The 12,968-nt window shown below is 57.4% G+C and carries 14 protein-coding genes; 8 read left to right on the top strand and 6 right to left on the bottom strand.

Annotated features, from left to right (window positions below):
* Positions 1 to 14: 14 nt before the first annotated feature.
* The 3 genes from ypdK to ID864_RS09115 all read right to left on the bottom strand — a co-directional run bounded on the left by ypdK (position 15) and on the right by ID864_RS09115 (position 2,813).
* On the bottom strand, positions 15 to 110 hold the full coding sequence (gene ypdK, locus ID864_RS23950) for a membrane protein YpdK (protein WP_208864875.1): 96 nt from the start codon (positions 108 to 110) through the stop codon (positions 15 to 17).
* A gap of 67 nt (positions 111 to 177) precedes the next feature.
* Entirely contained in the window at positions 178 to 1,206 is a 1,029-nt protein-coding gene (locus tag ID864_RS09120; protein ID WP_099754672.1) for an HlyD family secretion protein, read from the bottom strand.
* A complete protein-coding gene (locus ID864_RS09115) occupies positions 1,206 to 2,813 on the bottom strand; it encodes an MFS transporter (protein ID WP_191149752.1) in 1,608 nt (535 codons plus the stop codon). Before ID864_RS09115 ends, ID864_RS09120 begins: the two co-directional genes overlap by 1 nt.
* A gap of 171 nt (positions 2,814 to 2,984) precedes the next feature.
* On the opposite strand from ID864_RS09115, the gene ID864_RS09110 reads away from it, so the two are divergent.
* The 4 genes from ID864_RS09110 to ID864_RS09095 all read left to right on the top strand — a co-directional run bounded on the left by ID864_RS09110 (position 2,985) and on the right by ID864_RS09095 (position 5,634).
* Positions 2,985 to 3,767 (top strand): IclR family transcriptional regulator, encoded by a 783-nt coding sequence (locus ID864_RS09110; protein WP_133623138.1) that lies wholly within the window; start codon positions 2,985 to 2,987, stop codon positions 3,765 to 3,767.
* Positions 3,768 to 3,779: 12 nt separating this feature from the next.
* Entirely contained in the window at positions 3,780 to 4,229 is a 450-nt protein-coding gene (locus ID864_RS09105) for a universal stress protein (RefSeq protein WP_048915301.1), read from the top strand.
* Positions 4,230 to 4,287: 58 nt separating this feature from the next.
* Positions 4,288 to 5,097, top strand: a complete 810-nt coding sequence (locus tag ID864_RS09100; RefSeq protein WP_187499474.1) for a hypothetical protein — start codon at positions 4,288 to 4,290, stop codon at positions 5,095 to 5,097.
* A gap of 255 nt (positions 5,098 to 5,352) precedes the next feature.
* The gene (locus tag ID864_RS09095) at positions 5,353 to 5,634 is read left to right on the top strand and encodes a hypothetical protein (protein ID WP_048915303.1); all 282 of its coding nucleotides are present in this window, start codon (positions 5,353 to 5,355) and stop codon (positions 5,632 to 5,634) included.
* A 116-nt stretch (positions 5,635 to 5,750) separates the two neighbouring features.
* On the opposite strand, the gene ID864_RS09090 is transcribed toward ID864_RS09095, so the two are convergent.
* Positions 5,751 to 5,897, bottom strand: a complete 147-nt coding sequence (locus tag ID864_RS09090; RefSeq protein WP_180276845.1) for a hypothetical protein — start codon at positions 5,895 to 5,897, stop codon at positions 5,751 to 5,753.
* 274 nt (positions 5,898 to 6,171) lie between these two features.
* Between ID864_RS09090 and ID864_RS09085 the strand changes: the two genes are divergently transcribed.
* Positions 6,172 to 7,062, top strand: a complete 891-nt coding sequence (locus ID864_RS09085) for an SMP-30/gluconolactonase/LRE family protein (RefSeq protein WP_062818121.1) — start codon at positions 6,172 to 6,174, stop codon at positions 7,060 to 7,062.
* Between the two features lie 43 nt (positions 7,063 to 7,105).
* Here ID864_RS09085 and ID864_RS09080 read toward each other — a convergent pair whose 3' ends face one another.
* Positions 7,106 to 8,332, bottom strand: a complete 1,227-nt coding sequence (locus ID864_RS09080) for an L-lactate MFS transporter (protein WP_191149751.1) — start codon at positions 8,330 to 8,332, stop codon at positions 7,106 to 7,108.
* Between the two features lie 339 nt (positions 8,333 to 8,671).
* On the opposite strand from ID864_RS09080, the gene ID864_RS09075 reads away from it, so the two are divergent.
* Positions 8,672 to 10,600, top strand: coding sequence for a methyl-accepting chemotaxis protein (locus ID864_RS09075; protein ID WP_048915307.1), 1,929 nt, complete (start codon positions 8,672 to 8,674; stop codon positions 10,598 to 10,600).
* A gap of 45 nt (positions 10,601 to 10,645) precedes the next feature.
* Here ID864_RS09075 and ID864_RS09070 read toward each other — a convergent pair whose 3' ends face one another.
* The gene (locus ID864_RS09070) at positions 10,646 to 10,855 is read right to left on the bottom strand and encodes a hypothetical protein (RefSeq protein ID WP_048915308.1); all 210 of its coding nucleotides are present in this window, start codon (positions 10,853 to 10,855) and stop codon (positions 10,646 to 10,648) included.
* Positions 10,856 to 11,041: 186 nt separating this feature from the next.
* On the opposite strand from ID864_RS09070, the gene ID864_RS09065 reads away from it, so the two are divergent.
* Entirely contained in the window at positions 11,042 to 11,593 is a 552-nt protein-coding gene (locus ID864_RS09065) for a chorismate mutase (RefSeq protein ID WP_099755041.1), read from the top strand.
* A 72-nt stretch (positions 11,594 to 11,665) separates the two neighbouring features.
* Positions 11,666 to 12,913: a mechanosensitive ion channel family protein gene (locus tag ID864_RS09060; RefSeq protein ID WP_191149750.1), complete on the top strand. Its 1,248-nt coding sequence runs from the start codon at positions 11,666 to 11,668 to the stop codon at positions 12,911 to 12,913.
* Positions 12,914 to 12,968: the final 55 nt, after the last annotated feature.

Here is a 12,968-nt window from a genome sequence, read left to right as displayed (position 1 = left end):
TATCCGGCTAATCATTACAGCATCAGATAGAAAGTGCCAACCCAGATTAGCAGGATAAAAGAGATCCCCATAAAAGCATATTTCACTGCAAAAACCCTCTGAACACCCATGATCGAACGCTAATCTACCGCTATTTCCCGGCAAAATAAAGACGCCTGTTCTGAGACCTTTCTTACATTAATGGCTTTCCAGTTGCGGCACCACCGACATGCCAACGCGCAGCCTTGCCAGCTCAGGCTGGCCCGGTTCCAGCACGATTTTAACTGGAAGACGCTGAACCACTTTAGTGTAGTTTCCGGTCGCGTTGTCGGCGGTGATTGCGGCAAAGGTCGAGCCGGTCGCCGGTGCGATACTGTCGATATGGCCGCGCAGGGTAACTCCGGGCAGGGCATCCACCGTTATTGAAACGGCCTGGCCGTGGCTGACATGCGCCAGCTGGGTCTCAAGAAAATTGGCCACCACATAGCTCTGTTGCAAAGGCACCACCGCCAGCAGACGCGTTCCGGCCGACACCCACGCCCCCTGGCGCACCGCGCGCTGCCCTACGCTGCCGTCAATCGGTGCGGTGATGCGGGTATACGAAAGGTTAAGCTGCGCCTGATCCACGCTGGCGCGCATCGCGGCGATATCGGCCTGCGCCTGCTTCTTGCTGGCCTGCAACACGGCCACTTCCTTACGCGCGGCCAGCTCGGCCGCCTGGCTCTGCTTTACCTGCGCTGCGGCGCTTTGCATGGTGGAGCTGGATTTTTGCTGTTCATCCGCCGTTGCGGTGCCGCTTTTCAGCAGGCGGCGATAGCGCTCGGCATTCTGCCCGGCGTAGCTCAGGGTCGCCTGGCTGGCGCTGACCGCGGCGGCCGTCTGGGCGATGGTTGCCTGCTGCTGTTCAAGCTGGGCATCAATGCTGCTCAGCTTCGCTTCGCTGACCTGTAAATTGGCCTGGGCGGTTTCCAGCGCGACGCGATAGTCGCGATCGTCGATGGTTGCCAGCACGTCACCAGCTTTAACCTGCTGGTTATCCTCTACATTTACCGTGCGAATATAGCCAGAGACTTTCGGGGCCACCAGCGTATAGTCCGCCGTGACGACCGCGTCATCGGTGCGTAGCGAACGGTGGTTGATCGCCGACCAGACGAAAAAGGCGATAGCCAGCAGGATCAACAGCAGCAGGAGCAGCAGAGTGGTACGTTTGGCAGGTGTGAAGCGCATTATAATTTTCCCGGAGTAAGCGGAGCAGAAGTGAGTAAGGTTTGCGGTGGCCAGACGCGTTTCGGCAGCCAGGCGGTCAGCAGCACCAGCAGCAGAGCGAAGCCGATGATCAGCAGGTAGCCGTCGCTGATGCTGAGGATCACCGCCTGATGTTTTACCAGCGTGCTGAAATGGCCAAGGTTCTCGCCGGAGCTGATTGAACCGTCCGGCAGCAGCGGAGCCAGAGAACTGGCGCTGTCGCTGCCGGGGGCGGTCATCAGCCACGGACGGTTGCCGAGCTGATCGACCAGCACGTGCGAATGGAATTTTTCACGATGGGTGAGGAAGTTTTCCACCAGTACCCCGGCGGCGACGCTGGAAAAGCCGCGTACGGTATTAAACATCGCGGAAGCAAAGGGGCCTTCGGGCGGTAACACGACGCTGGTGGCGCTCATCAGTACCGGCAGGATCATCATCGGCTGACCGAACGCCTGCAGGCTCTGGATCAGCCAGAAGTTCTGCCGCGCCCAGTCGTCGGTCAGCTGCATTCCCAGCAGGCAGGAGAGCACCATCAGCGCCGCGCCGGCGGTCAGCATCCAGCGGCAGTCTACCCAGCGCAGATTAAGCAGGGCTGCTATCAGCGGCGCAATCAGCAGCTGCGGCAGGCCAATGGTCAGCGCCAGCGGAGCAAACTGCGCGGTGCGAAACCCGTCAATCTGCCCGAAGTAGGCAGAGGGCAGCGCAGATCCGGAGAGCGCCACCATCAGCACGCCCGCTAACACCAGCAGTCCGTGGGTCAGGTTTTTACGCTGCAGCATTTGCAGCTTGAACAGCGGCAGCGGGTGATACCATTCGTTAATCAGGAACACCAGCAGCAGGGCAACCGCGGCCAGCAGCATGGCGCTAATGAGCGGTGACTGCAGCCAGTCAAGGCGCTCGCCCTGGGTCAGGGCCAGCACCAGCAGCGCCATGCCACTACAGCCGGTCAGCATGCCGAAGGCATCAATCTGGCGAAAGCGCTCAAGGCGCAGCGGATCCTGCGGCAGTCCCCAGCCAATCAGCGTGGCGGCCACCAGGCAAGCCGGGATCACCTGCCAGAAAGTAAACTGCCAGCCGACGGAATCGGTCCAGAACGCCGCAAGCGAGGCGGCCATATTCGGGCCAAAGGTGGCGGTCAGCGCATAGGCGGCCAGGCCATAGAGTTTGATGCCCGGCGGCAGAAAACGCAGCGCCACCGTCATCAGCAACGGTGGCAGCGCCCCGCCAAACAGCCCCTGGATTGTGCGCAGGGTAATAAAGGTGCTGGCATCGCGGGCTAAGGGCTGGATCAAGGCGATCAGCGCAAAACCAAAGGTTACTGCCAGCGCAAAGCGGCGCAGGGAGAAGGTCACGGCAAACCACGGCGCAATCATCATGGCCGCCACTTCTGCGGCCTGGTAGCTGGAGGTGATCCAGCTGCCGCTGTCAAAATCGATACCGATCGCCGCCCGAATGTCGGCCAGCGCCAGATCGGTGACGCGATCGTTAAGTCCTGAACTGAGCGCGGCGATCAGCACGCCGACCAGCCCCAGCGCCAGGCGCAGGGTAAATGGGTGCGGTGCGGGCATAGCGGCAGGCTGGGAGTTCATAGCAGGGGCTCCGACATCATTGATCGTTATTATTATCGATGCACTGTATTGCATCGTGATACATTTGCGGCAATAGTACAGGGTGATGCACTGTATTGCAATGCGATACAGCGTGTCCGCTAAGCCAATTAGTGCTACAGTAATTGCCGATTACAAGGAAAGAGAATCCCTATGTCTGAACCCCTACACTGCCGCGATGATGAACGGATCGGCGGCATTCAGGTCATCACACGCGCCGCGAAAATATTAGATGCGCTGGGGGCCACACCAAACGGCATGAGTCTGGGCGAGATCGCCCAGGCCGTCGATTTGCCGCGATCGACCGTGCAGCGCATCGTCGGCGCACTCGACTCGGTGCAGCTGGTGCGTAGCCACGGCGTGGGCGGCGTGCGCCTTGGCCCCGCGCTGCTGCGGCTGATCGCCAACGTGCATACCGACGTGGTGGCTATCGCTCAGCCCTGGCTGCAGGCGCTGTGCGATGCCACAGGCGAAACCGTCTCGCTGGCGCGCGCCAGCGGACTGCAGCTGGCCATCGTGCACTATGTGGTGGCCGATCGCGAGCTGCGGGTCGTGCCGCGCATCGGCATGAATCTGCCGCTCTACAGCACCTCCGGCGGGCGCGCTCTGCTGGCGCTGGACAGTGATGAAGCGGCAAAAGAGCTGGTGGGCGAGGCCTACCAGGCCATTACCGAGCTGACGGTGCGTGACTTCCCCGCGCTGCTGGCGCACTTAACTGAAATTCGTCACACTGGCCTGGCCTACGATCGCGGCGAAACGCTGGAAGGGATCTCCACCATGGCCGTGGCGATCGATACCATTCTTGGCCGCTTTTCCATCAGCCTGTTGATCCCCAGCGCACGCTTTCAGCTGAATGAGGAGCGCAATCGCGCTGAAATCCTCAAGTGTAAAGACGCGCTGATCGATGAGATTGGAAAAGCGGCATTACGTGACTGACAGGAGAGGGATATGAAAACGCTTTTAGTCGCTGTAGATAATTCAGTTATTGCACGTAAAGTGGTGGCGCTGGCCACCGAACAGGCGCTGGCTTTACAGGCGGAAGTGGTGGTGGTGTGCTGTGTTGATGCCAGCTACTCTGCTTCCGGGGCGTTTGATATTGAAGCCGGAGAGGACCCGGGTGATTTCGGCCTGGCGCTCGATGAGCAAAATACCGCTGAAGCCGTAGTGCGCATGGCGCTGGCCGAACTGCAACGCGCGGGCGTTAAGGCGCGCGGCAAGGTGGTTCCCGGCGAGTCGGCACAAAGTATTGTCGCCCAGGCCAACGAGCTGAACGCCGCGATGATCATCATGGGCCGCCGCCATCTCTCCTCGTTCAACCGCCTGCTGAAAGGATCGTGCAGCGCCGCCGTGATTGAACGCGCCAGCTGCCCGGTGCTGATTGACGTCCGCGCTGATTAACCCACCGACGAACCTTATACAGGCCGGCAACCCGGCCTGATGATTTCAGGAACCTGTTTTGAACTCTCACGCAATTCTCGCCTCGCTGTTCTCCGCTCTGGTCTGGCTGCTGGTTATCGGCTGGCTGCTAAAACGCCAAAAATTGTCGAAACTAACCGGCGCGCTGCTGTTTGTACTGCCGCTGCTGTTGGGGAATCTCTACTACTACGGCTGGATAGCCCCGCGTCAGCAGCAGGAAGCGGCTCTGGCTGCCGCGCAGGACAGTCTGGCGGTGCAGCCCGTCTGGCGCACCATCAAAGAGCAGCAGCCCACGCTCTACCGTCAGGCAAACGATCGGCTGCTCAGCAGCCTTGAGGCGGGCGTACCCTTACAGCAGGCGATTGACCGCCTGCGCCCGCTGGCTGCCGATCTGCTAAATCAGCGCATCAACGCCGCGCGCGATGAAGATCTTATCCGCTATATGCAGATTTCCCTTGAGGAGATGAAAGCGATGCGTGAAAGAGGTGCCGCTGAATGTTTCCGCTTTCTGTTCCCGCAGGTGAAGGGGGGGATCAACATCAGCGATGTGCTGCCCAAGCCGCTGACCGACAGCGAACTGCTGGCGATGGATACGCTGTTTAAGCACAGCAATGGTGCTGACCAACCGGTTGATTTACAGCAGGGAAGAGTAAAATTGCAGGGGGTGGTGCGCACGCTGTACGCGAAGTGGGGCAGTGACTTACAAACCCTCAATACGCCTGCTGAAGCGGGCGTTGACGAAGCGAAGCTGTGCGATATGACCATTGATCTTTATCAGTCGGTTCTGGCACTTACTGATAAGGATTCGGCAAACGTCTTACGTATAATTATTAGCGGAACAGGTAACTGACCTGCAAAAAAAAGCCCGCTCGCCGCGGGCATAAAATATTGTAATTATTAATAAAAATCCTGGTGTTGTGCAGACATGTCGCGATGTCTGTAAAGCATATTCGCACCTAACAGCAGATAACGCTAAGCGTCTTCCTGAATCGATTCAATCGGTAGAACATTGCATAACTTAAGTAAACTTATGCAAATGCGCCGGAATCCGATAGTCACGGAGGGGGAGCTTGTTATTATGCGGCACCGGAAGAGGGGAATCAGAATGAAAACGAAACTGTTCGGCGCTCTGGCGCTGTTATTGCTGGCGGGCTGTACTTCCAGCAAACCAGGGGCTTTTGAGAAAGTCGATGAAGATCCGGCGGTGAATACCGTGCAATATCGCTTTAACCCGACAAGCGTGGATAAGACCGCCATGTTGGAAGATGTTGAGCGCTACTGTAATGAGCGCGGGTTCGATAAGGTAGAAGCGCTTGACCCGCAGGACAGCCACGTCCCGGGACTGAAGAAAGCCTGGTATCAGTGTAATTTCAGCGTTAAAAGCTAAAAGCAAAAAATAAGGGCGGGGAAATCCCCGCCCAATTTATTTCAACTTCTCTGTTTTTATTATCTTGCTGTGTGCAGGCTTTGCCCGCGAAGGTGAGAAAACCTCACCTGACTTCCTTACCAGCCACGGTGTCTGCCGTGGTCATGATGATACCCTCCGCCGCCGTGATATCCGCCGCCGCCGTGATAAGGTCGGCCAACGATACAACCACTCAGCATGACAATCAGTGCGGCTACGGTCGCTGCTTTAATTATGTTTTTCATTATGTCTCTCCTTCCCTTTTCTATAGCTACAACTCTACGTGGGAAAAGTGGAGGAATAATGCGTCGATTGTAGATTTATTTAATAAGGTATTTCAAAATAATTCCAATAGCAGAGTTATTTATTAAGCTGCTATTTATTAAATAAGATATAGCCTAAAAACAGGCCTTTCGATTGGGAATTGTCTCAAACATTAAATGAGGTAGGGAATTTTGCCTGCGATGCCGCGGATAAAATCACGTACACTTAAGGTAAATAACCGTGCAAGGAGCTGAGATGAATTATCAGGTGAGCAACGTATTACCGGTACAGGCGGAGCTGGGTGAGTGCCCACTGTGGTGCAGCGAGCAGCAGGTGCTGTGGTTTGTCGATATCCTCGCGCCAGCATTGCACCGCTTTGACCCGGCCACAGGCGAGCATCAGCGCTGGCCGGTGGCGGAAGATATTGGCTGCATCGGCCTGCGCGCAGAGGGCGGGTTGATAGCCGCACTGCGCAGCGGCGTCTGCTTCCTTAATGAGCAGGGGCAAATTACCCAGCGTATCGCGGATAATCCCGGTGATGCGCCGCGCAGCCGCTTTAACGACGGCCGCGTCGATCCTTTTGGGCGCTTCTGGTGCGGCACGCTGTGGGAACCGCAGGATCGCAACGGCGCGGCGCTTTACCGCGTCGATAATCAGCTGAACCTTAGCATGCAGGCTGACGATATTAAGATTTCCAACGGGCTGGCATTTTCTCCCGATCGCCGCTGGATGTACCACACCGACACGCCAAACGGCGTGATGTACCGCTACCCGCTTGACCCCCACAGCGGGGAGATCGGTAAGCGCCAGGTAGTGCGCCGCTTTATTCAGCAGCAGGGGGGGATCCCCGACGGCGCGGCGGTCGACAGCGAAGGCTATTACTGGTCGGCGATGTTCGACGGCGCCCGAGTCATTCGCCTTGATCCGCACAGCGGGGAAATTGTCGATGAGATCCCGCTGCCGGTACGCTGGCCGACCATGGTGGCATTTGGCGGGCCGGATCTGAAAACGCTGTATATCACCAGCTCACGCGAAAATCGTAGCGCTGAGGAGCTGGCGCAATATCCGCAGTGCGGTGACCTGTTTGCGGTGCGCGTGGCGGTGGCGGGCCTGCCGGAGCCGAAGTTTCGCCATCAACAGGCATAAAAAAAGCCCGCTGTGTTCAGCAGCGGGCCACTCTTGCGTGCCGTCAGGCGTGCTGCAGCGTCTCTTTACGCGCTGCCGGCTTGTGCGGCATGCGGATGGTGGCGGAGAGCAGCAGGGAGATAACCAGCAGCGCCATAATCAGGCTGAAGGTGATGGTAAAGCCGCCAAACAGTGAGGCGATCAGTGAACCCATCACGCTGCCGATACCAAAGCCGAGGTAAATCACGCCGTAGTTTTTTGTCAGGTTGTTCAGGCCGAAGAAATCACTGACCAGCGACGGATAAACGGTAATAGTGCCGCCGAAGCTGAAGGCGACGCAGGCAATGGCAATAAAGAAGCTGCTTTCACTCATATGGCTGAACAGCAGAATGCTCATGCCGACCAGCGACACCACCTGCGCCAGGGTGATCACCCGAATACGCGCCACTTTATCCGACAGCACGCCAAGCACCAGGCGACCGCTGAGGTTGGCAATCGCAATGATGGTCACTGCATTCGCCGCCGTCTGCGCGCTCAGATGTACCATGCTCTCGCCGATATCCTTCGCCACGCCAATCACGTACAGGCCGCTCATGCAGGCGGTCAAAAACATCAGCGCCAGCATCCAGTACTGCGGCATGCGCATCGATTCGCCCAGCGAATAGTCACGCGCCTGGCTCGCCATTTTGTTACCCGCCGCCTGCTGTTTAGGGGCATCTTTCATCATCAGCGCGCCGAGGATCATCGTGGTCATTGCCACGCCGCCCCAGATCATAAAGGTGGTTTCAAGGCTGTAGACGCTCAGCAGGTAGCTGCAGATAAACTTAAAGCCCAGGCTGCCGAGGCCGTAAGCGCCGATAGCACAGGCTGAGATCACCCCTTTACGCTCCGGGAACCACTTCACGCAGTTGGACAGCGTCATCAGATAGCCTGCCCCGTCCGCCAAACCGACCAGTACCCCGGCGCTGAGGTAAAGCATAAACAGATTATCCGCCTGCGAGGTCAGCATCAGGCCAATCGCCATCAGCAGGCCGGCACCAATAGTGACGTTGCGCACGCCAAAACGCTCCTGCAATTTCCCTGCTACCGAAGAAGCCAGCGCCAGGCCGAGGCTCAGCAAACCAAAGGAAAATGCCACCTGGCTGATGGGCGCGTCCAGCTTCATAGAAAGCTGGCCGTTGAACAGGCTCCAGGTGTAGACCGAACCCAGCGCAAACTGGGTGATGATAGTGCCTATCAGGGTTAACCCGCGGGTGCGATTAACGCTGCTGCTGACGGTTGCTGTGCTCATGGGGCTCTCCCGGTGGGAAAATTAACAATATGGAATTGCAGCCATAGTAAGACCGGCTTCTTTATGGCGGGAGAAAAGGGCATGAGCTGCCATTAGCAGGGAATGAAATGCACTGAGAGCGACATGAACGGCAGTCTCAGGGAACGAACGCAGAGTAACAGGCAGTGGAATATTTTGATATATATCAAGTTTTTCCCGCAAGTTAAAGTTTTATGACGGCACGGCCGATATTAACCGGATAAAGCGTCTTTAGAACGCAGCTGCATAAACTTAATCAATATTTAGCGTTGAGCTTATCTCTGATAGTCGCTGTGCAATTCCATCTTGAGGATATTCATTATGTCGTGGGTTCCAGTTCGTTTATCAGGGAAATTGATGTCAGGTGGCGTTTTAATGCTGCTGCTTACCTGCATCATGGTCTATCTGGCTATCTCACTGCGCGGCCAGCCGCGCGTGATCGAGGCCAGTAACAGCTTAATTCAGCAAACCGGAGAGAATATCGTTGGCCAGCTTAATCAGCAGCTGATCCGCGTAGAGGGTGAGGGCGTGAGCCTGGCGCGGCTGGCCGAAGTGTTGCCACACGATGAAGCGCTGTTTCGCCAGGTGTTGCCGCAAATTATCGACAGCAAGGGCGACAAAAGCATTGCCGGCGGTGGAATCTGGCCGGAGCCGAATGCATTCAGTGACGGCGTAGCCCGCCGCAGCTTCTTCTGGGCGCGCAACGCCAGCGGCAGCCTCGACTACTCTGACGGCTATAACGACCCTGCCGGAACCGGCTATCATCACGAGTCGTGGTACACCTCGACCCGCACCACTTCCCCCAACAAGTGCAACTGGTCGGAAGTTTACCAGGACCCGGTATCCAGGGTAAATATGGTGACCTGCAGCGTGCCTTACCGCAAGGGCGATACCTTTGCCGGCGTCGCCACTTTTGACGTGCTGCTGGACAACCTCTCCGGCTTTATGCAGCGCAATGGCGCCAGTACCGGCGGCTATGCTTTTGCTCTCGACCAGGCTGGCAACGTGCTCTATTTCCCGGGTATCAAAGATAAGGCGCTGAAGAAGTTCAGCGATCTGGCGCAGCAGCAGGCGTGGCTTGCTCCGATGGTGGCTGCAGTGAAATCCGCCAGCGCCAGCCAGCGCAGCGCCACCTTCAGCAACCTGAATGATGAGTGGTTGCACTCCCGCAGCCAGCTGACCCTGTTTCGCATGGCGGATACCGGCTGGATGATCGGCCTGGTGACGCCGGAATCCCAGGTGACCGCGCTGGCCGATAATATCATGCAGGACATTTTCATCCTGCTGATCCCGGCACTGCTGCTGCTGCTGGTCATCTTATGGTTTGTTGCCCGCCAGATCTCCGGGCGGCTGGAATCCACGCGTAAAGCGCTGGACGATATCGCCCACGGCGACGGTGACCTGACGCGCCGCCTCGATACCTCCGGCCGTGATGAAATTGCCGATATTGCCGTCTCCTTTAACCAGTTTGTCGACAAGATTGCCGGGGTGATCACCAACGTGCAGTCGAGCGGCGTACAGGTGGCGCACAACGCCAGCGGGTTGGAGCAGAGCAATCAGGAGCTGAGCGGAAAAATCAGCGAGCAGGCGGCAGCGGTCGAACAGAGCGCCGCGGCGATGGAACAGCTCAATGCGACAGTACAGCAGAACGCCGAGAACACCCGGCTGGCCGATGCCTTTACCGAGCAGACCGCAGAGATCGCACGCAATAGCAGTGATGTGATGCGTCAGCTGATTGATACGATGGAAACCATCCGCACGTCATCCAGCCGCGTCGGTGAGATCCTCAGTGTGATCGACGGTATCGCCTTCCAGACCAATATTCTGGCGCTGAACGCGGCGGTGGAAGCAGCCCGCGCCGGCGAGCAGGGGCGCGGCTTCGCCGTGGTGGCCTCTGAAGTACGGGCACTGGCCCAGCGTAGCGCGACGGCGGCGCACGAGATCAAAGCGCTGATTGGTCAGTCAGACAGCAATGTGCTGACCGGCAGCAAGCTGGTGGAAGGGGCAGGGCGTCAGCTGGAAGAGCTGGTGAAAGATGTGCTGAAGGTGAAAGAGGTGGTGGGTGAGATCCGCGTGGCGGGCGATGAGCAGAGCAAAGGCATTGCCGAGGTCACTCAGGCCGTGTCGCAGATGGAGCGCAGCATCCAGCAGAACCTGATGCTGGTTCATCAGACCGCTGAAAACACTCACGCCCTGCATGCCGAAGCTTCGCAGCTGGCGCAGGATATCTCAGTGTTTAAAGTGGCGTAACAGGCTGGCAGGCCCCGGCGTGATACCGGGGCTTTGTCGCCGCACTTAGCGAATATAGGTGCGGATTACATCGGCAATCGCTTTATTCGCTTCGCGCCCGTCGCGGTGCTCAACGTCTTCTGCCACCTTCTCAAGGTACTTGTTCAGCTTACCGCCGGTCGGCACATTGCCGTAGGCGATCAGCATCTGCACAATATTGCGCAGTGCAACTACCTCAAGGGAGAGGCGTTCAACAACGGGGTCTTTATCTGGCATAGGGTGCTCCGTACGGCTATCAATTATTCCACCAGCTTAGCCCCTGTGCGCACAAATCAATTCGCCGAATATCGCCGATTTCTGCCGCGATTCTGCTGCAGGTCGCTAAATGCGCCATCATGCTTTGGCATATCCAGCCCAATGATCTACAGTCTGCAGGTCAATAAACGGGAACAGGGAAGCCACATGTCAGCAAAAATTCTATTTACTCTGTTATGCCTGAGCATCGGCAGCGCGCAGGCCAGCGATCTCGCCGCCTCGGTTAATCAACGCCTGAGCTATATGAAAGATGTGGCGGCGTTTAAGGCCGACAAGCACCGGCCAATAGAGGATCTGCAGCAGGAACAGAAGGTGCTGGCTGCCAGCAAACAGCGCGCGACGCAGTTCTGTCTGGATGAGAACTCGGTGGTGCCGTTTATTCAGGCGCAGATGGACGCGGCCAAAGCGGTGCAGTATCGTTTTCGTGCTGACTGGCTGGCTACGCCGATTCGCGGCTGGCAGCCCCGACCGCTGGAAGAGGTGCGCGCCCAGCTCGCCAGACTCAATGACGTCATATTGCAGCAGATTGCGCAAGGCTTGCAGCAGAAGACACTCAACGCGCTGGATGAAAAGCAGTTTGTCGGGCAGCTTAATCAGCCGAACCTGAGCGACGCGGATAAATCCCGCCTTTATCGCACGCTCCGGGAGGTCAGATTATGGTCAGGTGACTGCCACGCCGCGAGTAAAACCAAGACCTGAGCACGGATAACCAGGGGTTGAACCTGGATGCCGCAGCAGGCATGATCCCCCCTCGTTCGAAAAGGAGGCGTCATGCAGCAGTTACTCGCATTATTAAAGCAATATGGAATAGAACCTGACCACACCACTTCGCTTATTGTTATTTTTGGCATTATTTTCCTCACCGCCATTATTATTCACTTTATCCTGCACCGCATCGTCCTGCGCACCTTTGAGAAGCGTGCGCAGGCCAGCAGCCATCTGTGGCTGCAAGTCATCACGCAAAACAATCTGTTTCACCGGCTGGCATTTACCCTGCAGGGGGTGATCGTCAACGTGCAGGCGGTGCTGTGGCTGCAAAAGGGCAGCGATGCTGCCGCCATCGTCACCACCTGCGCCCAGCTGTGGGTGATGCTGTACGCGCTGATGTCATTCTTCTCGCTGCTGGACGTGATGCAGGGCCTGGCGCACCGTTTTGCCTTCTCCTCACAGTTTCCCCTTAAGGGCTTATTGCAGGGCGTGAAGCTGCTGAGCGCGATCGTGATTGGCATCATGATGATCTCGCTGCTGATTGGTAAATCTCCGGCCATTCTGATCAGCGGGCTGGGTGCGATGGCCGCGGTGCTGATGCTGGTATTTAAAGACCCGATCCTCGGGCTGGTGGCGGGAATACAGCTGTCGGCCAACAGCATGCTGAAAATGGGCGACTGGCTGGAGATGCCGAAATACGGCGCCGACGGCGCGGTGATTGACATCGGCCTGACCACGGTAAAAGTGCAGAACTGGGATAATACCATTACCACTATCCCAACTTATGCGCTGGTTTCCGATGCGTTTAAAAACTGGAGCGGCATGTCCGCTTCCGGCGGCCGCCGTATCAAGCGCAGCATTAATATCGACAGCACCAGCATTCGCTTCCTCAGCGCAGAGGAGCAGCAAAAGCTGGCGCAGGCGCGCCTGCTGCAACCCTATATTGCCGAGCGTCAGCAGGAGATCGACAGCTGGAATGGCGAACAAAACACCCGTGATTCGGTACTTAACCAGCGCAGGATGACGAACGTGGGCACTTTCCGCGCCTATCTCACCGAATATCTGCGCCAGCATCCGAAAATCCGCAAGGATATGACGCTGATGGTGCGCCAGATGGCACCGGGCGCAGAGGGGTTACCGGTAGAAATCTACGCCTTTACCAATACCGTGGTGTGGCTGGAGTATGAAAGTATTCAGGCGGATATCTTCGACCACATCTTTGCGGTGGTGGATGAATTTGGTCTGCGTATTCATCAGGCGCCCACCGGCAATGATGTGCGGGCAATAGCGGAAGGGTTCAAGGTGCAGTAACGGCACATCCGGTGTGGGACTGACCACACCGGATTGCCCTGTCTTAATGCGCGGT

It is taken from the genome of Erwinia aphidicola (assembly GCF_014773485.1).
GTDB lineage: Bacteria > Pseudomonadota > Gammaproteobacteria > Enterobacterales > Enterobacteriaceae > Erwinia > Erwinia aphidicola.
The sequence above is the reverse complement of the archived record's forward strand: the minus strand, read 5'-3'. Positions and strand labels throughout refer to the sequence as shown.